Source organism: Streptomyces sp. NPDC045431 (assembly GCF_040646655.1).
Classification (GTDB): Bacteria; Actinomycetota; Actinomycetes; order Streptomycetales; family Streptomycetaceae; genus Streptomyces.
On the sequence record NZ_JBEZAQ010000014.1, the window covers coordinates 18,757 to 40,853 of the forward strand.

At 71.6% G+C, this 22,097-nt stretch carries 19 protein-coding genes and 1 tRNA gene; 7 read left to right on the plus strand and 13 right to left on the minus strand.

Features of this window, described 5'->3' with window-relative positions:
* The first annotated feature begins 26 nt into the window (after positions 1–26).
* The 5 genes from AB0A69_RS24605 to AB0A69_RS24625 all read left to right on the plus strand — a co-directional run bounded on the left by AB0A69_RS24605 (position 27) and on the right by AB0A69_RS24625 (position 3,067).
* Positions 27–266, plus strand: a complete 240-nt coding sequence (locus AB0A69_RS24605) for a chaplin (protein WP_361425901.1) — start codon at positions 27–29, stop codon at positions 264–266.
* Between the two features lie 332 nt (positions 267–598).
* Complete coding sequence (locus AB0A69_RS24610; protein WP_361425904.1) at positions 599–1,282, plus strand: hypothetical protein; 684 nt, start codon at positions 599–601, stop codon at positions 1,280–1,282.
* A 267-nt stretch (positions 1,283–1,549) separates the two neighbouring features.
* The gene (locus AB0A69_RS24615; RefSeq protein WP_361425907.1) at positions 1,550–1,822 is read left to right on the plus strand and encodes a hypothetical protein; all 273 of its coding nucleotides are present in this window, start codon (positions 1,550–1,552) and stop codon (positions 1,820–1,822) included.
* 204 nt (positions 1,823–2,026) lie between these two features.
* Positions 2,027–2,563 (plus strand): hypothetical protein, encoded by a 537-nt coding sequence (locus tag AB0A69_RS24620; RefSeq protein ID WP_361425910.1) that lies wholly within the window; start codon positions 2,027–2,029, stop codon positions 2,561–2,563.
* 156 nt (positions 2,564–2,719) lie between these two features.
* Positions 2,720–3,067 (plus strand): chaplin, encoded by a 348-nt coding sequence (locus AB0A69_RS24625; protein WP_361425913.1) that lies wholly within the window; start codon positions 2,720–2,722, stop codon positions 3,065–3,067.
* A 131-nt stretch (positions 3,068–3,198) separates the two neighbouring features.
* Here the strand turns inward: AB0A69_RS24625 and AB0A69_RS24630 are convergent, their stop codons facing one another.
* Together AB0A69_RS24630 and AB0A69_RS24635 are read right to left on the minus strand one after the other, a co-directional pair.
* Positions 3,199–4,065 (minus strand): tyrosinase family protein, encoded by an 867-nt coding sequence (locus AB0A69_RS24630; RefSeq protein WP_361425916.1) that lies wholly within the window; start codon positions 4,063–4,065, stop codon positions 3,199–3,201.
* Entirely contained in the window at positions 4,049–4,381 is a 333-nt protein-coding gene (locus AB0A69_RS24635) for a tyrosinase family oxidase copper chaperone (RefSeq protein ID WP_361425919.1), read from the minus strand. The genes AB0A69_RS24630 and AB0A69_RS24635 overlap by 17 nt, the downstream gene beginning before the upstream one ends.
* Positions 4,382–4,529: 148 nt before the next feature.
* Between AB0A69_RS24635 and AB0A69_RS24640 the strand changes: the two genes are divergently transcribed.
* Together AB0A69_RS24640 and AB0A69_RS24645 are read left to right on the plus strand one after the other, a co-directional pair.
* Positions 4,530–5,036, plus strand: a complete 507-nt coding sequence (locus AB0A69_RS24640) for a DUF5949 family protein (protein ID WP_361425922.1) — start codon at positions 4,530–4,532, stop codon at positions 5,034–5,036.
* Positions 5,037–5,104: 68 nt separating this feature from the next.
* Positions 5,105–5,680, plus strand: a complete 576-nt coding sequence (locus AB0A69_RS24645; protein WP_361426345.1) for a vitamin K epoxide reductase family protein — start codon at positions 5,105–5,107, stop codon at positions 5,678–5,680.
* Positions 5,681–5,753: 73 nt separating this feature from the next.
* On the opposite strand, the gene AB0A69_RS24650 is transcribed toward AB0A69_RS24645, so the two are convergent.
* From AB0A69_RS24650 to bldG, 11 genes are all read right to left on the minus strand, one after another.
* Positions 5,754–5,827, minus strand: a tRNA-Thr gene (locus AB0A69_RS24650).
* Between the two features lie 92 nt (positions 5,828–5,919).
* Positions 5,920–7,458 (minus strand): alpha/beta hydrolase, encoded by a 1,539-nt coding sequence (locus AB0A69_RS24655; RefSeq protein ID WP_361425925.1) that lies wholly within the window; start codon positions 7,456–7,458, stop codon positions 5,920–5,922.
* Positions 7,459–7,515: 57 nt separating this feature from the next.
* On the minus strand, positions 7,516–8,721 hold the full coding sequence (locus tag AB0A69_RS24660) for a DNA polymerase III subunit delta' (protein WP_361425928.1): 1,206 nt from the start codon (positions 8,719–8,721) through the stop codon (positions 7,516–7,518).
* A gap of 100 nt (positions 8,722–8,821) precedes the next feature.
* Positions 8,822–11,992 carry a dTMP kinase gene (gene tmk, locus AB0A69_RS24665; protein WP_361425931.1) on the minus strand — a complete coding sequence of 1,057 codons (3,171 nt, stop codon included), beginning with the start codon at positions 11,990–11,992 and terminating at the stop codon, positions 8,822–8,824.
* A gap of 105 nt (positions 11,993–12,097) precedes the next feature.
* Positions 12,098–14,959 (minus strand): type I DNA topoisomerase, encoded by a 2,862-nt coding sequence (gene topA / locus AB0A69_RS24670; RefSeq protein ID WP_361425934.1) that lies wholly within the window; start codon positions 14,957–14,959, stop codon positions 12,098–12,100.
* 468 nt (positions 14,960–15,427) lie between these two features.
* A complete protein-coding gene (locus AB0A69_RS24675) occupies positions 15,428–15,625 on the minus strand; it encodes a hypothetical protein (RefSeq protein ID WP_361425937.1) in 198 nt (65 codons plus the stop codon).
* Positions 15,626–15,807: 182 nt separating this feature from the next.
* A complete protein-coding gene (locus AB0A69_RS24680) occupies positions 15,808–17,337 on the minus strand; it encodes a class I SAM-dependent methyltransferase (RefSeq protein WP_361425940.1) in 1,530 nt (509 codons plus the stop codon).
* A 138-nt stretch (positions 17,338–17,475) separates the two neighbouring features.
* The gene (locus tag AB0A69_RS24685) at positions 17,476–18,141 is read right to left on the minus strand and encodes a small secreted protein (RefSeq protein ID WP_361425943.1); all 666 of its coding nucleotides are present in this window, start codon (positions 18,139–18,141) and stop codon (positions 17,476–17,478) included.
* 186 nt (positions 18,142–18,327) lie between these two features.
* On the minus strand, positions 18,328–20,718 hold the full coding sequence (locus tag AB0A69_RS24690) for a sodium-translocating pyrophosphatase (RefSeq protein ID WP_361425946.1): 2,391 nt from the start codon (positions 20,716–20,718) through the stop codon (positions 18,328–18,330).
* A gap of 283 nt (positions 20,719–21,001) precedes the next feature.
* On the minus strand, positions 21,002–21,463 hold the full coding sequence (locus AB0A69_RS24695; protein WP_361425949.1) for an ATP-binding protein: 462 nt from the start codon (positions 21,461–21,463) through the stop codon (positions 21,002–21,004).
* A gap of 262 nt (positions 21,464–21,725) precedes the next feature.
* Positions 21,726–22,067 carry an anti-sigma factor antagonist BldG gene (gene bldG / locus AB0A69_RS24700; RefSeq protein WP_361425952.1) on the minus strand — a complete coding sequence of 114 codons (342 nt, stop codon included), beginning with the start codon at positions 22,065–22,067 and terminating at the stop codon, positions 21,726–21,728.
* Positions 22,068–22,097 lie beyond the last annotated feature (30 nt).

Here is a 22,097-nt window from a genome sequence, read left to right on the forward strand (position 1 = left end):
GCATCTCGAACTAGGAGCTCTTCACCATGTCCCGTATCGCGAAGGCCGCCGTCCTGACCTCCGCCATCGCCGCGTCCGTGGCCGGCACCGCCGGTGTCGCGTCGGCCGATGCCATCTCGGAGGGCGCGGCCGTGGGGTCCCCCGGTGTCATCTCCGGCAACCTGGTCCAGGTTCCGATCCACATCCCGATCAACCTCTGCGGCAACACCATCGACCTCATCGGTGTGCTGAACCCCGCCTTCGGCAACGTCTGCATCAACGACTGACCCACGAACCGCAGCCGCGAACGCCTCCGCGTCCGTCGTCAGCCACGTCGACGCCTCTCCGCGTCACGCATTCGGTGCGCCGCCCCCTCCGGGGCGGCGCACCGTGCGTTTCGCGGCCCGCGCCACCGCCCTCGCCGAGGGTTCCTTCCCCCTATCGGCGGCGCTCCGCCCGATTCCCCGCGCGGCGCCTCCGCCGCCTTTCCCGCAGGTCAGGCGCACCGATTCACCCACGGAGCCGAGTCACCCTCCGTAACGGATGCGATTGCGAACCGGGTTGGCTCGACACACGGTGATGTCACGTTCCCGACGCATCCTCACCGGAAGGACAACACATGCGTCTCCTGACATCCCGCCGTACGGCGGCCTCGGTCATCTGCGCCGCCCTCACCCTCGGTACGGCCGGGGCCGCCTCCGCCCACTCCGACTCCGCCGCCCCCCTGCCGCAGGCGCCGTCGCTGCTCAAGCAGGTCCAGCCGCTCGACAACACGGGCGACCTCGTCATCCCGGTCACGGACCTGCTCAACGCCGTGATCAAGGCGGACGGCGGCAAGCTGAGCACCACCGTCGCCTCGAAGTACAACGCCGACATCGACGCCGTCATCGAGGCGATCAGGAAGGCGAACGCGGCGGAGGCCCCGGCCTCCCCGAGCCGGCCCAACCAGCCCGGCCAGCCGAGCCAGCCCAACCAGCCGGGGCAGCCGGCTCAGCCCAACCAGCCGGGCCAGCCCGCCCAGCCGGCCGCGCCGCAGGCCCCGGTCGACGAGACGACCGCCGACGACACGCAGATCGACCTGGCCATGGACGCGATGGACCAGGCGCTCACCGACATCGACAAGCGGGTCGACGAGCTGATCAAGGTCTCGACCGAGGGCCAGACGGCCGCCGTCTCGAACCAGGTCCAGTCCACCCTGAAGGCCGTCGCGGACTTCCTCGCGGCGACCGCCAAGAACATGCAGGGCACGCCCGCGACCAACCTGCCGGCGCCCAACGACATGACGCAGACGCCGATGGTCTGACGCGTCGCCGCACCGGATGAACCCTGTTGGCCCAGTAACGCTGAGCCAACAGGGTTTTCCTGCTGTTTCCCTCTTGCCCTTTGATCGGAGAATACGACCGCTCCTCATCATTCGGGTGCAGTACCAAGAATTCCTTCCTTCCGGAGTTTCCGCCGCGCGGAGGGCTCGTTACAGAGGACAGGGCGCCACACAGCGGGAATGCCAAGTGACCTGCACCAGGCGCGAGTTGTCGTGATCAGACGCCACTCCAGGAAGGACTCACCACCCATGAAGCCCACGAAGGTTGCCGCCGTCGTCGCCGGTTCCGTGATGGCTCTGGGCGCTGCCGCCCCGGCCTTCGCCGCCGACAGCCTCACCCCCACCAGCCTGAACGGCGCGGTCGACACGGTGGGCAAGCGCGGCCTGTCCGAGGCCGTGCCCAGCGACGCGGTGAGCAAGGCGGCCGACAGCAACCTCGTCGGCAAGGTGACCGACACCGCCGGCGACCTCAAGCCGAAGAACAAGGACCTGCTCGGCGGACTTCCGCTCGGCGGCAAGTAAGCGTCGCACGCGGCACCGTACGGGGGCCGGAGCGGGAACGACGTCGTTCCGGCCCCGGCCCCCGTCGCATGTCCGGCGCCGAAATGCGCGTCCGCGCCGTGATTGCCATTGCTGCAACCAGGCGAATTCTGACGCGTTTGTCGGCGCGTGCTCGTTCATTCAGTCAGCAACGTACTCACAAGCCCGGGAAGGCGTACGCAGCACATGAACCCGAAAACTCAGGTCGGCATGGGAATGGTCGTCACGGCCCTGGCCTCGGCCGCGTCGGCAGCCCTGGCGACTCCCGCGGCCGCCGCGCCGTCGGCCCCCGTGGACGTACCGCTCCAGCCGCTCGGCATGGTGCTCCCCATGGCGCCTCCGACCGTGAGCACCGGCGTACCGATCCCCATGCCCGGCGCTCCCATGGGGCCGACCTCGGCCGCCCAGGGCCGGGTTCAGCCGCTGCACCTGCCGCAGGTGCCGTTCACGAGCACGCTGCCCGAGACGCTCATCACCGCCTCGCTCCCGGAGGTCGTCGAGAACCAGCCGGTGACGAAGGCGCTGTTCTCGTCTCCCGCCTCCGACCTGCAGACCACAACCCCCGGCGCGAAGGTCGAGGCCCCGATCACGCTGCCGCGCCCCGAGGCGCTGGGCCTGCCGAACGTCGAGCTGCCCCAGGTCGGCGTGCTGCCGCCGGCCGTGACCGGGATCATGGAGTCTCACCTCGGCCTGACCGGCGCCGCCTCGGAATCCACGAGCTGACGCCGCTGTAACCGAACGCGTCCAAAAGAGGGACATTGAGCGCGTTATGCGCTCTTCGCGCGAATCCGACCGTTACCTCCCCATAACAGCCGCGTTGTAAGAGAAGTGACGACCGCAGGCCCGCGGTCCGTTTTCCCCCTGTACGAGGAGTTTGTGATGTCTCGCATCGCGAAGGCTGCCGTCATCATCGCCGGCACGGGCGCTGTCGCCCTGAGCGGATCCGGTGTGGCCGTCGCCGCCGCGGAGGCCGAAGCGGCCGCCGTCAACAGCCCCGGTGTCATCTCCGGCAACATCATCCAGGTGCCGATCCACGTGCCGATCAACCTCTGCGGCAACACGATCAACCTCGTGGGCTTCCTGAACCCGGCCTTCGGCAACGTCTGCATCAACAAGGACGGCGACAAGAAGAAGTCCGACAGCGACTACGACAACGGCAAGGGCAAGGGCCACGACGACTACAACAACGGCGACAACGGCTACGGCGGCAACAGCAACATGGGCTGACCCGCACCCGCGCCCGACCGCGCCCGAGCCGCGCTCCGCTCCACCGAGTTCCACCCCGTCAAGGTCCCCCGGCCCCACCGGCCGGGGGACCTTCGGCTGTCTCCCCCTGCTCCGAACCGTTATCCGTACCGCTATCCGTACCGATAGATACCCCGGTGATCGGCGAGCTCGGCGGGCGTGACGTTCCACGGGGGCATCCGCTCGTCCCGTGCGACCACGCGCCGGTACTGGTCCGAGCCGCGCGGCGGCGGGGTGTCGGGCAGGTAGCCGGCCCTCGGGTTCTGGGACTGCCAGCGCGACCAGAGGAGGTCGACGAAGGCGTGGTGCAGCCAGAAGACCGGGTCGTTGACGGAGGCGCCGCCGAGCATGAGCCCGCCGACCCACCGGTGGACGCGGTTGTGGTTGCGCCACCGCCCGCTGCCGCGCTCCCGCGTCCAGCCCTCCAGCTTGTTGCGGAAACCCGTACGGCTCGTGGAATTCCACGGATACGAGTCGTAGACGGTCTCGTCCATCGCATCTGCCAGCTCGCGCCGGGTGGGCAGGGCGACGGGGTCGGCCGGATTGCCGAAGTTCCGCGTCAGGAACCGGTTCTCGGTGACCCCGACCTTGATGGTCCAGTCCCCCTTGGCGTACGCGAACGGGCCCGTCATCACCTGCAAATCGCGCCGGCGCCCGTTGCCGCCCATGAAGTCCTCGCTCCAGAGCGAGGAGGCGGGGGTGTTGTCCCGCGTCCAGTCCCAGTACGGGACGGTCACCTTCGGGTCGACCTCCCGCAGCGCCCGCTCGAACTCCAGCAGGTACTGCCGGTGCCAGGGCAGGAAGGACGGCGCCATGTGGGCGACCCGCAGCCCCTTGTCGCCGTCCGAGCGGTAGTACGCGACATGCGTACGGACGAAGTCGTCGTACCGGCCGGCGCGCTTCAGCTCCAGCACGGCGGCGACGAACCGCCTGCGCTCGGTGCCGGTGAGATCGCGCTGGTCCTTACGCGTGTACGCCATGAGCCGCGCCTCCTTCGGCCAGCCGCGCGGGGCCCAGCTCGTCCACCGCCGCACGGGTGGCGGCGAGCGGTGTGGGATACGTCCGGTAGTGGTCGACCGGGCTGACGTAGCCACCGTCCGCGCAGCGCATCAGATGCAGACGGCGCCCGTCGACGCGGACGTCGAGCTCGCCCCCGTACAACCGCCGTCCCTGGATGCGCCGTCCCTTGTACGTCTCGTCGAAGAGCGCGGCGCGGGAGAGGGCGGCGCCGGTGACCGCCGCGACGGTGAGCGCGAACAGCGTGCGCAGCGCGCCACGGCGTCTCATGACGACCATCGACGGCCTCCTTATCGGCGGACTTTCACCGGGCACAACGACAGGGCGCGAAAACCGTTCCGGAGAGTGAAATGAGCCCCCGTGCCATCGGCCGAACGGGTGGAAACGCGCCGGAGCACTCATGACAACACCACTAATATCCGGCGGCATGACTTCTTCCACCGTCGCATCGCCGGGCCAGCAGCGTTCCCTTCTGGGAACCCTCGCCGTCATCGCCTGGACCAGCGACCCCACCGCCGAATCCGAGACACCGCGTACGCCGTTCCTCATGGTGTACTCCCTCGGGAACGGCGCCGAAGGCCCCGAGGCCGGCGGGGAGGCGATGCGGGCCGAGCTGGAGAAGCTGGGCCTGTCGATCGGCGATCGCGTGACCGATCTGGGCCGCGCCCCGCAGATCCCGGTCTCGGTGCTGGTGGAGGCGCAGCGGGCCGTCCTGGAGCTGCCGTTCATGAGGACGCAGTGCCCCGTCCCGCCGGAGTGGGAGAAGGACGCCCACGAGACCGGCACGGTCTACCTCATCATCGCGACCCACCCCTGGCCGGACGCCGTCGGAGGCCAGGAGGTCAGCCCGGACCGGCTGCGGGCCTTCGTCTCCGAGGAACTGCTCCAGTCCAGCGCCCACTGCCTGTTGCCGGTCCGCCGGGTACGGGTCTGACCGGCGACGCCACCATGACAACGACCACCACGAAGGACACGGTGTCGCACGCCCGGTCCGCCCCCACCATGAGCACGGCGGGCCGGGCGTTCGCATGGATGCTGGTCACCACGGGCGCGGCGGGACTCCTCGCGGCCTGGGTGATCACCCTGGACAAGTTCAAGCTGCTGGAGGACCCGAACTTCCAGCCGGGCTGCAGCCTGAACCCGGTCGTCTCCTGCGGCAACATCATGAAGAGCGAGCAGGCCGCCGTCTTCGGCTTCCCCAACCCGATGCTCGGCCTGGTCACGTACGCCATGGTGACCGCCATCGGCGCCGCCCTCCTCGCCGGCGCCCGCTACCGCCGCTGGTACTGGCTGGGCCTCAACGCGGGCACGCTCTTCGGCGTCGGCTTCTGCATGTGGCTGATGTACCAGTCCCTGTACGAGATCAACGCCCTGTGCCTGTGGTGCTCACTGGCCTGGACCGCCACGATCGTCATGTTCTGGTACGTGACCTCACACAACGTCCGCAACGGCCTGCTGCCCGCACCCCGCGCGCTGCGCGGCTTCCTCGACGAGTTCACCTGGGTGCTCCCCGTCCTGCACCTCGGGATCATCGGGATGCTGATCCTGACGCGCTGGTGGGACTTCTGGGTCAGCTGACGTCACTCGGCACGGCACGCACCCTCAACGGAAAAGCCCGGCTCGGATGAGATCCGAGCCGGGCTTTCGGCTGAGCCGCCTTCGGGATTCGAACCCGAGACCTACGCATTACGAGTGCGTTGCTCTGGCCAACTGAGCTAAGGCGGCACCGCCCTGCAAGCCCCGTGGATGCCCAGGGGGTGCAGCAGCGAGCCCAAGTCTACACAGGTCCAGAGGGTGCCTCGCACACCTGCCGGTCGCTAGCGGCAGCGCTTGCCCGCCGGGGGGACCGTGCCGGTGAGGAGGTAGGTGTTGATCGCGGTGTCGACGCACTCGCTGCCCCGGCCGTACGCGGTGTGGCCGTCGCCGTCGTAGGTGAGGAGGGTGCCGGAGTCGAGCTGGGCGGCGAGGGCCTCGGCCCACTTGTAGGGGGTCGCCGGGTCGCGGGTGGTGCCGACGACGACGATGGGGGCCGCGCCCCTCGCCTCGATGCGGTGCGGGGTGCCGGTGGGCTTGGTCGGCCAGTGGGCGCAGTTCAGGGAGGCCCAGGCCAGGCCCCTGCCGAAGACGGGGGACGCCTTCTCGAAGGAGGGCATGGCGGCGGCGACCTCCGCGGATGTGGTGAAGGCGGGCGGCTGGTCGAGGCAGTTCACGGCGGCGTTGGCGTACATCAGGTTGGAGTAGGTGCCGTCGGACTCCCGCTCGTAGTAGGCGTCGGCGAGGGCGAGCAGGCCGGAGCCGTCGCCGTCCATCGCGCTCTTGAGGGCCGCGCGCAGCTGGGACCAGGTGCTCTCGTCGTACATGGCGGCGATCACGCCCGTGGTGGCCAGGGACTCGCCGAGGAGGCGGTTCTCGCCGGTCGCGACCGGACGGGTGTCGAGCCGCCGGAAGAAGGCCGTGAGTCGATGGGCCGCATCGGCGGGTGAGACGGTGCCGAGCGGGCAGTCGGACTGCCGGACGCAGTCGGCGGCGAACGACTCGAAGGCGCGCTGGAAGCCGGCCGTCTGGTCGCGGTTGAGTTCGGCGGTCGGGAGGGACGGGTCCATCGCGCCGTCCAGGACGAGCCGGCCCGTGCGGGACGGGAAGAGCTCGGCGTACGTGGCGCCGAGGAAGGTGCCGTAGGAGGCACCGACGTAGTTCAGCCTCCGGTCGCCGAGGGCCGCGCGCAGGATGTCCATGTCGCGCGCCGCCTCGACCGTCGAGACGTGCGGGAGGAGCTTGCCGGAGCGCTTGGCGCAGCCTTCCGCGAAGCGCTGGTACGACCCGGTGAGCAGGTTCCGCTCGCGCAGGTCGTCCGGCGTCTGGTCGACCTGCGTGTACGCGTCCATCTCCGGGCCGTCGAGGCACTCGATGGGCTCGCTGCGGGCCACGCCGCGCGGGTCGAGGGCGACCATGTCGTACCGGGCCCGGACCTTGGCCGGGTAGCCGATGCCGGCGTACCCCTGGAGGAAACCGACGGCCGAGCCGCCGGGGCCGCCGGGGTTGACCAGCAGGGAGCCGAGGCGCTTGCCCGGGCCGGTGGCCCGGACGCGGGAGACGGCCAGCTTCAGCTGCTCGCCGTGCGGCTTCGCGTAGTCGAGCGGGGCGCGCAGCGTGGCGCACTCGAAGCCGGCCGAGCCGCACGCGCGCCAGCTCAGGCGCTGGCCGTAGTACTCCTTGAGCTCCTCGGTCGATGCGATGGCGCGCGACGCGGTGGCCGACGCGGAGAGGGTGGTGCCGCCGTCGGTGCAGCCTGCGGCGAGCAGACCGAAGGCGGAGAGGGTGACGGCGGTGACGCGGAACAGGCGAGCGGAGTCCATTCCCGGAGCGTAGCCGGATGGTGACGGAGTGTTTCCTCTTCGTACCCGTACGGGTGACTAGCCCGCGCGCAGCGCCATCGTCATCGCCTCCACGGCGAGCAGCGGCGCCACGTTGCGGTCCAGGGCCTCGCGGCAGGCGAGGACCGCCTCGATCCGGCGCAGGGTCCGCTCGGGGGTGGACTCCCGGGCTATGCGGTCCAGCGCGTCGCGTACGTCCTCGTTGGCGATGGCGGTACGGGTACCGAGCTGGAGGGCCAGCACATCGCGGTAGAACCCCGTCAGGTCGCTGAGTGCCAGGTCCAGGCTGTCGCGCTGCGTACGCGTCTTGCGGCGCTTCTGCTTGTCCTCCAGCTCCTTCATGGCGCCCGCCGTGCCGCGCGGCATGCGGCCGCCCTGGGACGCGCCCAGCGCCGCCTTCAGGTCCTCGGTCTCCTTGACGTCGAGCTCCTCGGACGCCTGCTTGGCGTCCTCGGCCGCGGCGTCGATCAGTTCCTGCGCGGCCTTGAGGCAGCCCCCGACGTCCTCGACCCGCAGCGGCACCTTGAGCACGGTGGCCCGGCGGGCCCGGGCGCGCTCGTCGGTGGCGAGCCGGCGGGCGCGGTCGATGTGCCCCTGCGTGGCGCGGGCGGCGACGGCCGCGGCCTCGGGCTCGATGCCGTCGCGCCGGACCAGGACGTCGGCGACGGCGTCCACCGGGGGCGTCCGCAGCGTGAGGTGGCGGCAGCGGGAGCGGATGGTGGGCAGCACGTCCTCGATGGAGGGCGCGCACAGCAGCCAGACCGTGCGGGGCGCGGGCTCCTCGACGGCCTTCAGCAGCACGTTCCCCGCGCCCTCGGTGAGGCGGTCGGCGTCCTCCAGGACGATGACCTGCCAGCGCCCGACGGCCGGCGAGAGCTGGGCGCGCCGGACGAGCTCGCGGGTCTCCTTGACGCCGATGGAGAGGAGGTCGGTGCGGATGATCTCCACATCGGCGTGCGTCCCGACGAGGGTGGTGTGGCACCCGTCGCAGAACCCGCAGCCGGGCTCCGCGCCGAGCGCCCGGTCGGGGCTGACGCACTGCAGGGCGGCGGCGAAGGCCCGGGCGGCCGTCTCGCGCCCGGATCCCGGCGGGCCCGTGAACAGCCATGCGTGCGTCATCTTCGACGCGTCGGGCGGCGGCGTGCCCTGCGCGTCGGCCGTGACGAGCGCGTCGGCGTCACGCGCCGCGGCGGCGAGCTGCGCCTGGACGCGGTCCTGGCCGACCAGGTCGTCCCATACGGGCACGGGTCACCGCCTTCCTGCGTACGTGCTGCTCGTGCCGATCATGCTGATCGTGTCGGTGTGGATTCCCATTGTGGGGGACGGGTCTGACAACGCCCGCGCCTCAGCGCCGGCGGCGGCCGCCCCGCGGGTCGTCGTCCTCGTCGTCGTGCGGGCCGAGCAGCTCGTCGGCGAGCGACGGCAGGTCGTCGAGAGGCGTCTCCTCCGCCCAGTCGGAGCGCCGCCGCGGCCGCCCCTGCTCGTCCACCTGCGGCAGCTCGCGGGTGCGCTCGGCCGGCGCGACACCGTCCGGCTCCTCTTCCCGGAAGAACCCGGGCGGTACGCGGTCGGCGGGCCGGTCGGCCCGTACGGGCGGCAGGACGGCGGTCTCGTCGAGAGCGGCGTCCGCGCCGGGACCGCGCGTGTCGCGGGCGTCGCCGGTGCCGCGGGGGTCGCGTACGGGAGGCAGGACCGCCGTCTCGTCCGCCGGACCGGCGGCCTCGGGGCCCGGCTCCGCCCGGACGGGACGCAGAACCGCCGTCTCGTCGTCCTTGCGCATGTTGACGGGCTTCCGCACGTCGACGCGCGGGACGGGGACCTCCTGGGTCTCCTCGTCCGGGTTCACGGCCGGGTTCACGACCGGGGTCGGCACCGTGGTCTCGGTGGGGGACACCCCCGGCGACGCGTGCGACGCCGCAGCCGAAGCCGCGGCCGCCGCCTCCTCGGCGCGGCGGCGGGCCTCCTCCGCGCGCAGCAGGGCCTCCTCGGCCTTGCGCTGCTTCTCCAGGCGCCGCTCCTCGGCCTCGGCGCGCAGCCGCTCCTGCTCCTCCTTCAGCTTGCGCAGCCGCTCCTGCTCCTCGCGGCGGGCCTTCTCCTCGGCCTCGCGCCGCTGCCGCTCCTCCTCGGCGAGCCGGCGGGCCTCCTCCGCCCGCCGCCGGGCCTCCTCGGCCTGGCGCTCGGCCTCGCGGCGCCGCGCCTCTTCCTCCTCGCGGCGCTTGCGCTCCTCCTCCTCGGCGCGCAGCTTGGCGAGCTGCTCCTGGCGTTCACGCTCCAGGCGCTCCTCCTCGGCCTTGCGGGCGGCCTCTTCCTCCGCCTTGCGCCGGGCCTCCTCCTCGGCGGCCTTGCGCGCCTCCTCCGCGGCCCTCACCTCGGCCTCGGAGAGCGGCAGCATCTGGTCGAGCCGGTGGCGGATGACGGTGGTGACGGACGCCGGCTCCTGCCCCGCGTCCACCACCAGGTAGCGGCCGGGGTCGGCCGCCGCGAGGGCGAGGAACCCGCTCCGTACCCGCCGGTGGAATTCGGCGGGCTCGGACTCCAGCCGGTCGGGCGCCTCCGTGAACCGCTCCCGCGCGGTCTCCGGCGAGACGTCCAGCAGCACGGTCAGGTGGGGTACGAGGCCGCCGGTCGCCCAGCGGTTGATGCGGGCGATCTCGGTCGGGGACAGGTCGCGGCCGGCGCCCTGGTAGGCGACCGACGAGTCGATGTACCGGTCGGAGATCACGATCGCGCCGCGCTCCAGGGCGGGGCGGACCAGCGAGTCGACGTGCTCGGCGCGGTCGGCCGCGTACAGCAGCGCCTCCGCGCGGTTGGACAGTCCGGCGCTCGACACGTCGAGCAGGATGGAGCGGAGCCGCTTGCCGATGGGCGTGGCGCCCGGTTCACGGGTGACGACGACCTCGTGGCCCTTGGCGCGGATCCACTCGGCGAGCGCCTCGACCTGGGTGGACTTGCCGGCTCCGTCGCCGCCCTCCAGGGCGATGAAGAAGCCGGTCTTCGACGGCGCCTGCGCCGGGTCCGCGCCGCGCAGCGCGTCGCGCAGGTCGCGGCGCAGCGGCACGCCGGAACGGTCGTCGGTCCTGGCCAGGACCAGGACGGCGACGGGCAGCAGCAGCGCGCCCGCCAGCATCAGCGTGAAGGCGGCGCCGCCGTGCGCGAAGACGAAGTCGCCGCTCGCGAGCCGGTGCGGTCCGATCGCGGCGGCCAGCAGCGGGGCGGCGAGCGCGCCGAGCGCGATGGCGACCCGTACGACCGCCTGGAGGTGCGCGGTGACGCGCGGCCGCCGGAACTCCTCGCTCTCCTGGTCGATCAGCGCGTGCCCGGTGTGGGCGGCGACACCGGCCGCCAGGCCCGCCCCGAGCGCGAGGAACAGCACGGTCGCGGTGTCCGGCACCAGCCCCATCGCGAGCAGCGCGACCCCGGTGGCGGCGAGCGCCAGCGCCAGCAGGCGGCGGCGGGACAGCGCCGGCAGCACGGCACGCGCGGACCGGATACCGAGGCCCGTCCCGCCCGTCAGCGCGAGGATCAGCAGCGCGAACGCGACCGGCCCGCCGCCCAGGTCCTTGGCGTGCAGTACGGAGACGGCGGCGGCGGCCGCGATGGCCGCGGCGACGGCGGCGCAGCCGAGCACGAGCAGCGGTATGGCGCCCGTACGGCCCTTGTCCGGGCCGCTTCCGGTCGACGGGCGGCGCAGGCCCTCCAGCGGGGAGCGCGGGCGCGGGGTCTGGGTGTCCGGGAACTCCAGGAAGTACAGGACGGAGACCGAGGCGGCGAAGAGGCCGGCCGCGACGTACGAGCCGAGGGCCGCCTGGTGGCCGGAGAACCAGTCGATGCCCGCCCCCAGCACGTTTCCGACGAGCGTGGCGACGAGGAGTGCGGCGGCCGCGGCGGGGATGGCGGCGAAGCCGGTACGCAGCGACAGGCGCCGCAGCGCGTCCATGTGGTCCGGCAGCGGGCGGACGGCCGCGCCCTCGGGCGGCGGGGCGGGCAGCAGCGCGGGGGCCGCGCTCTCCTTGGCGACGGTCCAGAACCGCTCGGCCACGCCGGAGAGGAAGGCGGTGGACAGCAGGAAGGCGAGCGCCTTGCCCGGTGTCCAGTCGATCCACAGCGGCGCGACGATCAGCAGCGCGACGCGCACGCCGTCGGCGCCCACCATGGTCCAGCGCCGGTCGAGCGGACCACCGGGGGCGGTGAGCGTGGTCATGGGCCCGAGCAGCACGGCGCCGAACAGCAGCGTGGCGAGGATCCGCGCCCCGAACACGGCCGCGACGGCGAACGCCGCGCCCCGGTACCCGCCTCCGAGGGCGTCCTCGGCGATCGCGGCCTGCAGGGCCAGCAACACCAGGACCAGCAGGGCGAGGGCGTCTCCGACCCCGCCGACGAGCTGCGCGCTCCACAACCGCCGCAGCGGTTGGTTGCGCAACAGAGCCCGTACGGCGCGCTCGCGGGAGTCCGCGGCTAGTGCGGCGTCGGAGTCTGAGGTGGGGCTCAAGACCGTTGGCTGCTCGGCTCGCGTCATCCCCTCAGCCTATCCGGCCGGACCGACACCCAGTCCTCCCGCCCGAACAGACGCCCGCGCTCGACGGGCGCCCTCCCCCTCGCCCGTCCTCGCCCCTGCTCGTCCCTACTCCTCCGACGACGCCTTGGAGGCCGCGGCCTTCTTGGCGGCGGTCTTGGCCGTCGCCGTCTTCTTCGCCGCGGTCGTCTTCGCCGCCGTCTTCTTGGCGGTGGCCTTCTTCGCGGTGGTCGTCTTCGCGGTGGTCGTCTTCTTCGCCGCCGCCTTCTTGGCCGGCGCCTTCTTCGCGGTCTTCTTCGCCGGGGCCTTGGCGCGCTTCTCCGCGAGCAGCTCGTAACCGCGCTCCGGTGTGATGGTCTCCACACTGTCACCGGTACGCAGCGTCGCGTTGGTCTCGCCGTCCGTGACGTACGGTCCGAAGCGGCCGTCCTTGACGACGACCGGCCGCTCGCTCACCGGGTCGGTGCCCAGCTCCTTCAGCGGGGGCTTGGCGGCGGCACGCCCGCGCTGCTTCGGCTGGGCGTAGATGGCGAGGGCCTCCTCCAGCGTGATCGTGAAGAGCTGCTCCTCATCCGTCAGGGACCGCGAGTCCGTGCCCTTCTTCAGGTACGGGCCGTAGCGGCCGTTCTGCGCGGTGATCTCCACGCCCTCGGCGTCGGTGCCCACGACGCGCGGCAGCGACATCAGCTTGAGCGCGTCCTCCAGGGTGACCGTGTCGAGGGACATGGTCTTGAAGAGGGAGGCCGTGCGGGGCTTGACCGCGTTCTTGCCGGTCTTCGGGGTGCCCTCGGGGAGGATCTCCGTGACGTACGGGCCGTAGCGGCCGTCCTTCGCGACGATCGTGTGACCGGTCGCCGGGTCCGTGCCCAGCTCGTACTCGCCGCTCGGCTTGGCGAGCAGCTCCTCCGCCAGCTCGACGGTGAGCTCGTCGGGCGCGAGGTCGTCCGGGACGTCGGCGCGCTGGTGACCCTCCTGGTCCTTCTCGCCGCGCTCCACGTACGGGCCGTAGCGGCCGACGCGCAGCACGATGCCGTTGCCGACGGGGAAGGAGGAGATCTCGCGGGCGTCGATCGCGCCCAGGTCGGTGACCAGTTCCTTCAGGCCGCCGAGGTGGTCGCCGTCGCCGTTCCCGGCCTCGGCGGCGGCACCCGCGGCCCCGGCCGCGTCGCCCTCACCGAAGTAGAAGCGCTTCAGCCACGGCACGGCCTGCGCCTCACCGCGCGCGATGCGGTCGAGATCGTCCTCCATCTTCGCGGTGAAGCCGTAGTCGACGAGCCGGCCGAAGTGCTTCTCCAGCAGGTTGACGACGGCGAAGGAGAGGAAGGACGGCACGAGGGCCGTGCCCTTCTTGAAGACGTATCCGCGGTCGAGGATCGTGCCGATGATCGAGGCGTACGTCGACGGGCGGCCGATCTCGCGCTCTTCCAGCTCCTTGACCAGCGAGGCCTCGGTGTAGCGGGCCGGCGGCTTGGTGGCGTGGCCGTCCACGGTGATCTCTTCGGCGCTCAGCGCGTCGCCCTCGGCGACCTGCGGCAGCCGGCGCTCGCGGTCGTCGAGCTCGGCGTTCGGGTCGTCGGCGCCCTCGACGTACGCCTTCATGAAGCCGTGGAAGGTGATCGTCTTGCCGGACGCGGAGAACTCGACGTCCCGGCCGTCGCCGGCGTGGCCGCCGATCTTGACGGTGACGGAGTTGCCGACGGCGTCCTTCATCTGGGAGGCGACGGTCCGCTTCCAGATCAGCTCGTACAGCTTGAACTGGTCACCGGTCAGTCCGGTCTCGGCGGGCGTGCGGAAACGATCACCCGAGGGGCGAATCGCCTCGTGCGCCTCCTGCGCGTTCTTGACCTTGCCGGCGTAGACGCGGGGCGCGTCGGGCAGGTAACCGGCGCCGTACAGCTGCGTGACCTGGGCCCGGGCCGCCGCGATGGCGGTCTCGGACAGGGTCGTCGAGTCCGTACGCATGTAGGTGATGAAGCCGTTCTCGTACAGCTTCTGGGCGATCTGCATGGTCGCCTTCGCACCGAAGCCGAGCTTGCGGCTGGCCTCCTGCTGGAGTGTGGTGGTGCGGAAGGGGGCGTACGGAGAGCGGCGGTACGGCTTCGACTCGACCGACCGGACGCTGAAGGACGTGTCGGCGAGGGCGGCGGCCAGGGCGCGCGCGTTCGCCTCGTCCAGGTGCAGGACCTGGCCGGCGGAGGACTTCAGCTGCCCGTCGGAGCCGAAGTCGCGGCCCTGGGCGACGCGCCGGCCGTCGACGGTGGCGAGGCGGGCCGTGAGGGTGGACGGGTCGGAGGGGTCACCGGCGCGGCCGGTGGCGAAGGTGCCGGTCAGGTCCCAGTACTCGGCGGAGCGGAAGGCGATGCGCTCGCGCTCGCGCTCCACGACGAGGCGGGTGGCGACGGACTGCACGCGGCCGGCCGACAGCCGGGGCATGACCTTCTTCCAGAGGACCGGCGAGACCTCGTAGCCGTAGAGGCGGTCGAGGATGCGGCGGGTCTCCTGGGCGTCGACCATGCGCTTGTTCAGCTCGCGCGGGTTGGCGACGGCGGCCTGGATCGCGTCCTTGGTGATCTCGTGGAAGACCATCCGGTGGACCGGGACCTTGGGCTTGAGGACCTCCAACAGGTGCCAGGCGATGGCCTCGCCCTCGCGGTCCTCATCGGTGGCGAGGAAGAGCTCGTCGGACTCGGCGAGCTGCTCCTTGAGCTTCCTGACCTGGGCCTTCTTGTCGGCGTTGACGACGTAGATGGGCTGGAAGTCGTGCTCGACGTCCACCCCGAGGCGGCGCACCTCGCCGGTGTACTTCTCGGGCACCTCGGCGGCGCCGTTGGGGAGGTCGCGGATGTGTCCGACGCTCGCCTCGACGACGTAGCCGGGGCCGAGGTAGCCCTTGATCGTCTTCGCCTTGGCAGGCGACTCGACGATGACGAGTCGGCGGCCGCCCTGTGCGGTCTCGCTGGTCGGGGACAACTTCGCTCTTCTCTCCGGTCGACGCTCGGTGGAGTGTGCGGCGCGGTGCGTGCGCATGGCCTGCTCGCGCACCGGGTGCACTGCTCACACACTGCTCACGCACTGTGCTCGCTTCTGCTCGCGCTGCTCGCTCACAGCTGTGATGCTGCTGTCGCTGCGGAGTGTGACGGTACAACCCGCCCCCGTGTCAAACGGCAAAAGACCGCAACGGCCACTCGAACGGTAACCCGAGTCCGGCCATTCCTGCCGCCCGGACTCCCCTCACGGTACGGAGCCGCCCATTCCGCCGTCACCCCGGACGGGGCTCCGGCGGCGGCCCCGGAGACTCCGGTGGCGGCTGCTGCCGTGGTACTCGCCACGGCGTCCGCCGCGGCTCCCGCTCCTCCAGGGAGCGGTTCCCGGACCGGTTCCCGGCTCGATTCCCGCTCGGTGTCGAGACCGGTTCTCGGATCGGTTCCCGGATCGTTTTCAGACCCGGCCGAAGCACCACGCCCCGAGGATCACGAACGACGCTCCGAGGCAGGTCGCGAAGGTGACGGCCGCCACCGGGCTGACCCCGTACGCGACCGGCGCGCGGTGCAGTACGCGCGCTCCGGTCCACACGAGCAGCGCCGCTCCGAACAGCGTGAACGCCACACCGGCGAAGATGGCCGGTCCGCTCTCCATGCCCGTACCCCGTTCCGTTCCCTGGTGCCTGCGTGCCCTCAGGGGCGAGGCTGACACCTCAGGACGTCAGGAGCGCGAATTGCGGGTGAACGGCGCGGGGTGGACGGGCCCGGTTCACCCGCGCGGCCGCCTTCACGATCTTGGCCGGTTTCCTCCCTTTTCGACGGGCCCACGGCCCCCTGTCAGGTGGCCGCCGGCTCCAGGAATCCCTCCTCCACCAGCAGCCGGATCGCCTCCGGGGTGCGGTCCCGCAGCAGCACCGGGTCCTCCCCCAGCAGCTGGGCGATCGCGTCGAGGATCCGCCCGGCGCTCAGGGACCCGTCGCACACGCCGGCGAAGCCCGCGCCGACGGCGTCCACCTTGGTGGCACGGCGCATGCCGCGGTGCTGACGGAGCACCACGTGCTCGGGGTCCTCGGCGCCGGGCAGGCCGACCTGCTCCTGCACGACCTCGGGGGCGAGCACGAAGTGGTCGGCGAGCAGGGCCGCGTCGTCGCGCGACCGCAGGTAGTCCTGGCGGGCGAAGTGCGCGCGGACCGCCTCGCCGAGCGGCTGCTCCACCGGGTGCGGCCACTCCTCGATCACGATCGACGGCCGCTCGGCACCGGACTTGCGCAGCGTGATCCACCCGAATCCCACGGCCTTGGTCTTGCGCGCCTCGAACTCGTCCAGCCACGCCTCGTACCGCGCCTCGTACGCCTCCCGTCCCGCCCGGTGGTCGCCCGCGTCCCGCAGCCACAGCTCGGTGTACTGGGTGATGTCCTGCACCTCGCGCTGCACGATCCAGGCGTCGCAGCCGAGCGGCACCCAGGAGCGCAGCCGCTCCTGCCAGTCCTCGCCCTCGACGTGCTGCCAGTTGGCGAGGAAGTGCGCGTACCCCCCGTCCTTGAGCCGGTCACCCGCCTGCTGGACGAGCGTGCGGCACAGGTCGTCGCCGCCCATGCCACCGTCCCGGTAGGTCAGCCGGGCGCCGGGGTCCCCCACAGCCAGGGGAGAGATGACGAACGGCGGGTTCGACACGATCAGGTCGTACGACTCCGACCCCACCGGCTCGAAGAGCGAGCCCGTGCGCAGGTCGGCCTCCGGCGCCCCGGACAGCGCGAGGGTGAGCCGGGTGAAGCCCAGCGCCCGCGGGTTGAGGTCGGTCGCCGTCACCCGGGTGGCGTGCTGCGCGGCGTGCAGCGCCTGGATGCCGGAGCCGGTGCCGAGGTCCAGCGCGGAGCCGACGGGCGTGCGCACGGTGATCCCGGCGAGCGTGGTGGAGGCGCCGCCGACGCCGAGGACCACGCCCTCGTCGTGACCGCTCGCCCCGCCGGCGCCGCCCACGGCGCAGCCGAGGTCGGAGACGATGAACCAGTCCTCGCCCTCGGGGCCGCCGTACGGGCGTACGTCCACGGTGGCGCGGATCTCCTCGCCCTCCTCGGCGACCCAGCCGTCGGCGAGCGCCTCCTCCAGCGGCAGCGCGGCGCGCGCCCGGTCCCGCGGCACGGGCCGCTGGAGCAGGAACAGCCGTACGAGGGTGTCGAGCGGCCCGTCCCCGCGGGTGGCGCGCAGGGCGGGCACCGTCTCGCTGCGGGCGAGCGCGGCGTAGGCGGCTGCGCCGAGGCGCTCCAGCAGCCCGTCTGCGGTGAAGTCGGCCGCGAGCAGGGCATCGCGGAGGCGGGCGGCGCGGTCGGGCACCGGGAGGCTGGCGAGAAGGCTGGTCGTACTCACCTGTTCATTGTGACCGCCACCACCGACAACCGCCGATCGGCCCGGCGCCGATGGGCCCGGCGCCGGGCCGGCCGCAGGCGGCTGCCGAACCGACCGCGGACCGGTGGCGCCGGACCTGAGGCGAGCGGGCGCGTCGCGCTACTCGGAGCCCTTGCCGCTGCCGGCCGAAGCGCTCGCCGCGACGGAAGCGCCCGCCGCGGCCGAAGGCGAGGCGGCGGAGCCGGGCTTGGCCGGCGGGGGCGTCGGGGAGGCCGTCGCCTTGGCCTTCTGGCAGCCGGGCTGCTTCGCCATCGCCTGGCCCAGCTCGCCGGACTGCAGCTTGGCCAGCGCGTCCTGGTCCATCTTCTCGATGCGCTTCAGCCCGTCGGCGACGGCGGACAGCCCGTCCGCGAACTTCCGCTGGTCCTTGGGGTCGAGCGCGTCGACCTGCTTCTTCAGCCCCTCGTACGCGGTGGCGGTGTCGTTGAGCTCCTTGACCGCGTCCTGCTGGAGCTTCTCGCCGTTCTCGACGGGCGGCGCGCCGGCCTCCTGTACGGCCTTGGCGAGCGCCTTGTCGGCGTCGGCGATGTCCTGGAAGGCCTTCGAGTCCGCGGCCTGGATGTCGGCGGGCTTGCCGTCGGCGGCCGTGGAGATGATGGCCTGCTGGGCGTTGGCCCTCTTCTGGATCTGCGGCTGCGCCTGGTCGCACACCTTCTTGGCCCAGGCGTCCACCTTGCCGCCGTCCTCGTCGTCGCCGCCGCAGCCCGACAGCACGAGCATCAGTACCGCACCGCCGGACAGTGCGGCCGCAAGCTTCTTGTTCACCGGATCGGTCCCTTCCAAGGCTCTCGGCCCCGGAACATACACGCCAAGTGGGCGACATCCGCGTGTCGTGCGACCATTTCGTGCGCTCTTGCACCGTTTGCACCAAGGGAGAGACGGCTCACGCCGGCACGCGAACGGGCGGACGGAGCGTCATTTCGCTCCGGCCGCCCGCCTGCTGATCAGGTGCTAGATCGCGGGTGCCTTGCTCGCCACCCTTTCCGGCGAGTTGTTGTCTTCGTCACCCATCGACACGGTGCGCCGCTTGGAGACGTACACCGCCGCGATGATGACGACGATCGACAGCGCCGCCACCCCCGCCCGTACGCCGGGGGTGGCGTCGTCGCCGTAACTGAACTGCACGATGGCGGGCGCGATGAGCAGCGCCACCAGGTTCATGACCTTCAGCAGCGGGTTGATGGCCGGTCCGGCGGTGTCCTTGAAGGGGTCGCCGACGGTGTCGCCGATGACGGTCGCGGCGTGCGCCTCGCTGCCCTTGCCGCCGTGGTGGCCGTCCTCGACGAGCTTCTTGGCGTTGTCCCACGCGCCGCCGGAGTTGGCGAGGAAGACGGCCATCAGGGTGCCGGTGCCGATGGCGCCCGCGAGGTACGCGCCGAGGGCGCCGACACCGAGGGTGAAGCCGACGGCGATCGGGGCCATGACCGCGAGCAGGCCGGGCGTGGCCAGCTCGCGCAGCGCGTCCTTGGTGCAGATGTCGACGACGCGCCCGTACTCCGGCTTCTCGGTGTAGTCCATGATCCCGGGGTGTTCGCGGAACTGCCTGCGTACCTCGTAGACCACGGCTCCGGCCGACCGCGACACCGCGTTGATCGCCAGCCCGGAGAACAGGAAGACGACGGCGGCGCCGAGGATCAGCCCGACCAGGTTGTTGGGCTGGGAGATGTCCATGACGAGATTGCGGTCGGTGGCCAGGGCTCCCACGTCGGCGACCGCCGTGGCGATGGCGTCGCGGTACGAGCCGAAGAGCGCGGCCGCCGCCAGGACGGCGGTGGCGATGGCGATGCCCTTGGTGATGGCCTTGGTGGTGTTGCCGACGGCGTCGAGGTCGGTGAGGACCTGGGCGCCGGCGCCCTGGACGTCGCCGGACATCTCGGCGATGCCCTGGGCGTTGTCGGAGACCGGGCCGAAGGTGTCCATGGCGACGATGACGCCGACGGTGGTGAGCAGGCCGGTGCCGGCCAGCGCCACCGCGAAGAGCGCGAGCGTGATCGACGCGCCGCCCAGCAGGAAGGCGCCGTACACCGACAGCCCGATCAGCAGCGCGGTGTAGACGGCGGACTCCAGGCCGACGGAGATGCCGGCGAGGACGACCGTGGCCGGGCCGGTCAGCGACGACTTGCCGATGTCCCTGACCGGGCGGCGGCTGGTCTCGGTGAAGTACCCGGTCAACTGCTGGATCAGGGCGGCGAGCACGATGCCGATGGCGACGGCCACCAGGGCGAAGACGCGCGGGTCGCCGTCGTGGGTGCGGATGGCCGACTCGGTGACGCCGTCGAGGGCGGCGAAGGAGGAGGGAAGGTAGACGAAGACGGCGACGGCGACCAGCGCGAGCGAGATCAGCGCGGAGATGAAGAACCCGCGGTTGATGGCGGTCATCCCGCTGCGGTCGGCGCGCCGCGGGGCGACCGCGAAGATGCCGATCATCGCGGTCACCACGCCGATCGCCGGAACGATCAGCGGAAACGCCAGTCCGAGGTCGCCGAAGGCGGCCTTGCCGAGGATCAGCGCGGCGACGAGCGTCACGGCGTACGACTCGAAGAGGTCGGCCGCCATGCCGGCGCAGTCGCCCACGTTGTCGCCGACGTTGTCGGCGATGGTGGCGGCGTTGCGCGGGTCGTCCTCGGGGATGCCCTGCTCGACCTTGCCGACGAGGTCGGCGCCGACGTCGGCGGCCTTGGTGAAGATGCCGCCGCCGACGCGCATGAACATCGCGATGAGCGCCGCGCCGAGGCCGAAGCCCTCCAGCACCTTGGGGGCGTCGGCGGCGTAGACGAGGACCACGCAGGAGGCGCCGAGCAGGCCGAGGCCCACCGTGAACATGCCGACGACGCCGCCCGTACGGAAAGCGATCTTCATCGCCCGGTGCGAGACGACCGTCAGATCCTTTTCCGGCTGGCCGGGTGCGGGAGTGGCCTCCCGCGCGGCCGCCGCCACGCGCACATTGGCGCGTACGGCCAGACGCATGCCGATGTATCCGGTCACCGCCGAGAAAAGCGCGCCGACCAGGAAGAAGAGCGAGCGGCCCGCGCGCTGCGACCAGTTGTCCGCCGGCAGCAGCATCAGCAGGAAGAAGACGACGACGGCGAAGACCGCGAGGGTCCGCAACTGCCGCGCCAGATAGGCGTTCGCGCCTTCCTGTACGGCTGCCGCGATCTTTTTCATGGCGTCGGTGCCTTCACCGGCGGCCAGGACCTGCCGTACGAGGAGCTGGGCCACGACCAGCGCGGCGAGCGCCACGGCCACGATGACGATCACGATGACGCGATTCTCGTCGGTGAGTACCGCGGCGGCGAGAGAAGTGGGGTGCCCGGACAGCTGTGTTTCGAAGAGCCCCGCCATTCGTCCTCCTTGACGTCAGAAGAGCTCAAGATGTGGACGGATTGTAGGGAGCGGAACCCGATCAAAAACAGGGCGCCGTAGAACAGAATTGACCTTCCTTGGCCGGTCGGCAAATGATCGGTTTCGGGAAACCACTCGAACGCAGTAATACTTTTGATCTTCCCTACGGTGATCGACGATCAATTCCAGTGATCGACCATTGCCCGGGAAATGGAAAAAGGCCCTGCTCAGCAGGGCCTTTCGAGACTGCTCACGCCACCGGTGACGGGTGCGGTGGGTGAGGTCAGGGAAGCGTGGTGGTGGGGCTCGCCGGCCAGCTCATCCGGATGACGCCGCCGTGCTCATCGGCCGAGACTTCCACGTCGTCGACGAGCCCGCTGATGACCGCGAGGCCCATCTCGTCCTCGCCCTCCGCGTCGTCGAAGTCCTCGGCGGGCACGGAGGAGCCGCCGGTGAGGGGAACCCCCGCGGCGTCGGCGTCGGCGACGGCCGCGCCCGGCACGTCGTCGGCGACCTCGATGGAGAACGCCTTGTCCTCCTCGGTCAGCGCGACGCGGATGGGAGCGGTCACGCCGTTACTGCGGTGCAGCCCGACCGCGCGGGAGCAGGCCTCACCCACGGCGAGCCGGACCTCGTCCAGCACGGCTTCGTCGACTCCGGCCCTGCGCGCCACGGCGGCTGCCACCAGACGGGCGGTCCTGACGTGCTCGGGCTGGGCGCTGAAGCGGAGTTCAACGGTGGCCATGCGATCCCCCTCGGACATGAGAGCGTGCGAGCGTGCGTCTGAGAGGACCGGGCTGGACGCCCGGCACCTCTGCCCTGCCCTCCGGAGGTCGGCTCCTCGCGGGGGCTGTGTGCGCCCTCGAAGGGCCCTTCCGGCCCGGTCTTGTCCCGACCTGGTTCCGGAAACCTGCTCCGAAACCGGGCCCGGGCGACGGTCGGGGCCCCGGAGAGCTCCCTCCGGAGGCCCTGCCTCCGGAGGCTCGTACCGGAAGGCTCCGGCCGGCTCAGTCGGTCGCCGCGACGGCTTCGTCCACCGAGGTGTGGATGGGGAACACCTTGGTCAGACCGGTGATCCGGAAAATCTTGAGAATGCGCTCCTGGTTGCAGACCAGGCGCAGGGAACCCTCGTGCGCGCGGACGCGCTTGAGACCACCCACGAGCACGCCGAGGCCGGTCGAGTCGAGGAAGTCCACGCTCTCCATGTCGACGACCAGGTGGTAGTTGCCGTCGTTCACCAACTCGACCAACTGCTCGCGCAGCTTGGGCGCGGTATACACATCAATCTCGCCACCGACCTCGACGACCGTACGGTCACCCAGAGTGCGAGTCGACAGGGACAGGTCCACGGATCCTCCAGCACCTTGCTATCGAGCGGT

Excerpts from the sequence above, each read along its gene's own strand:
- AB0A69_RS24605 (WP_361425901.1), top strand. The coding sequence starts at position 27 with ATGTCCCGTATCGCGAAGGCCGCCGTCCTGACCTCCGCCATCGCCGCG.
- AB0A69_RS24610 (WP_361425904.1), top strand. The coding sequence starts at position 599 with ATGCGTCTCCTGACATCCCGCCGTACGGCGGCCTCGGTCATCTGCGCC.
- AB0A69_RS24615 (WP_361425907.1), top strand. The coding sequence starts at position 1,550 with ATGAAGCCCACGAAGGTTGCCGCCGTCGTCGCCGGTTCCGTGATGGCT.
- AB0A69_RS24620 (WP_361425910.1), top strand. The coding sequence starts at position 2,027 with ATGAACCCGAAAACTCAGGTCGGCATGGGAATGGTCGTCACGGCCCTG.
- AB0A69_RS24625 (WP_361425913.1), top strand. The coding sequence starts at position 2,720 with ATGTCTCGCATCGCGAAGGCTGCCGTCATCATCGCCGGCACGGGCGCT.
- AB0A69_RS24630 (WP_361425916.1), bottom strand. The coding sequence starts at position 4,065 with ATGGCGTACACGCGTAAGGACCAGCGCGATCTCACCGGCACCGAGCGC.
- AB0A69_RS24635 (WP_361425919.1), bottom strand. The coding sequence starts at position 4,381 with ATGGTCGTCATGAGACGCCGTGGCGCGCTGCGCACGCTGTTCGCGCTC.
- AB0A69_RS24640 (WP_361425922.1), top strand. The coding sequence starts at position 4,530 with ATGACTTCTTCCACCGTCGCATCGCCGGGCCAGCAGCGTTCCCTTCTG.
- AB0A69_RS24645 (WP_361426345.1), top strand. The coding sequence starts at position 5,105 with ATGAGCACGGCGGGCCGGGCGTTCGCATGGATGCTGGTCACCACGGGC.
- AB0A69_RS24655 (WP_361425925.1), bottom strand. The coding sequence starts at position 7,458 with ATGGACTCCGCTCGCCTGTTCCGCGTCACCGCCGTCACCCTCTCCGCC.
- tmk (WP_361425931.1), bottom strand. The coding sequence starts at position 11,992 with ATGACGCGAGCCGAGCAGCCAACGGTCTTGAGCCCCACCTCAGACTCC.
- AB0A69_RS24675 (WP_361425937.1), bottom strand. The coding sequence starts at position 15,625 with ATGGAGAGCGGACCGGCCATCTTCGCCGGTGTGGCGTTCACGCTGTTC.
- AB0A69_RS24690 (WP_361425946.1), bottom strand. The coding sequence starts at position 20,718 with ATGGCGGGGCTCTTCGAAACACAGCTGTCCGGGCACCCCACTTCTCTC.
- AB0A69_RS24695 (WP_361425949.1), bottom strand. The coding sequence starts at position 21,463 with ATGGCCACCGTTGAACTCCGCTTCAGCGCCCAGCCCGAGCACGTCAGG.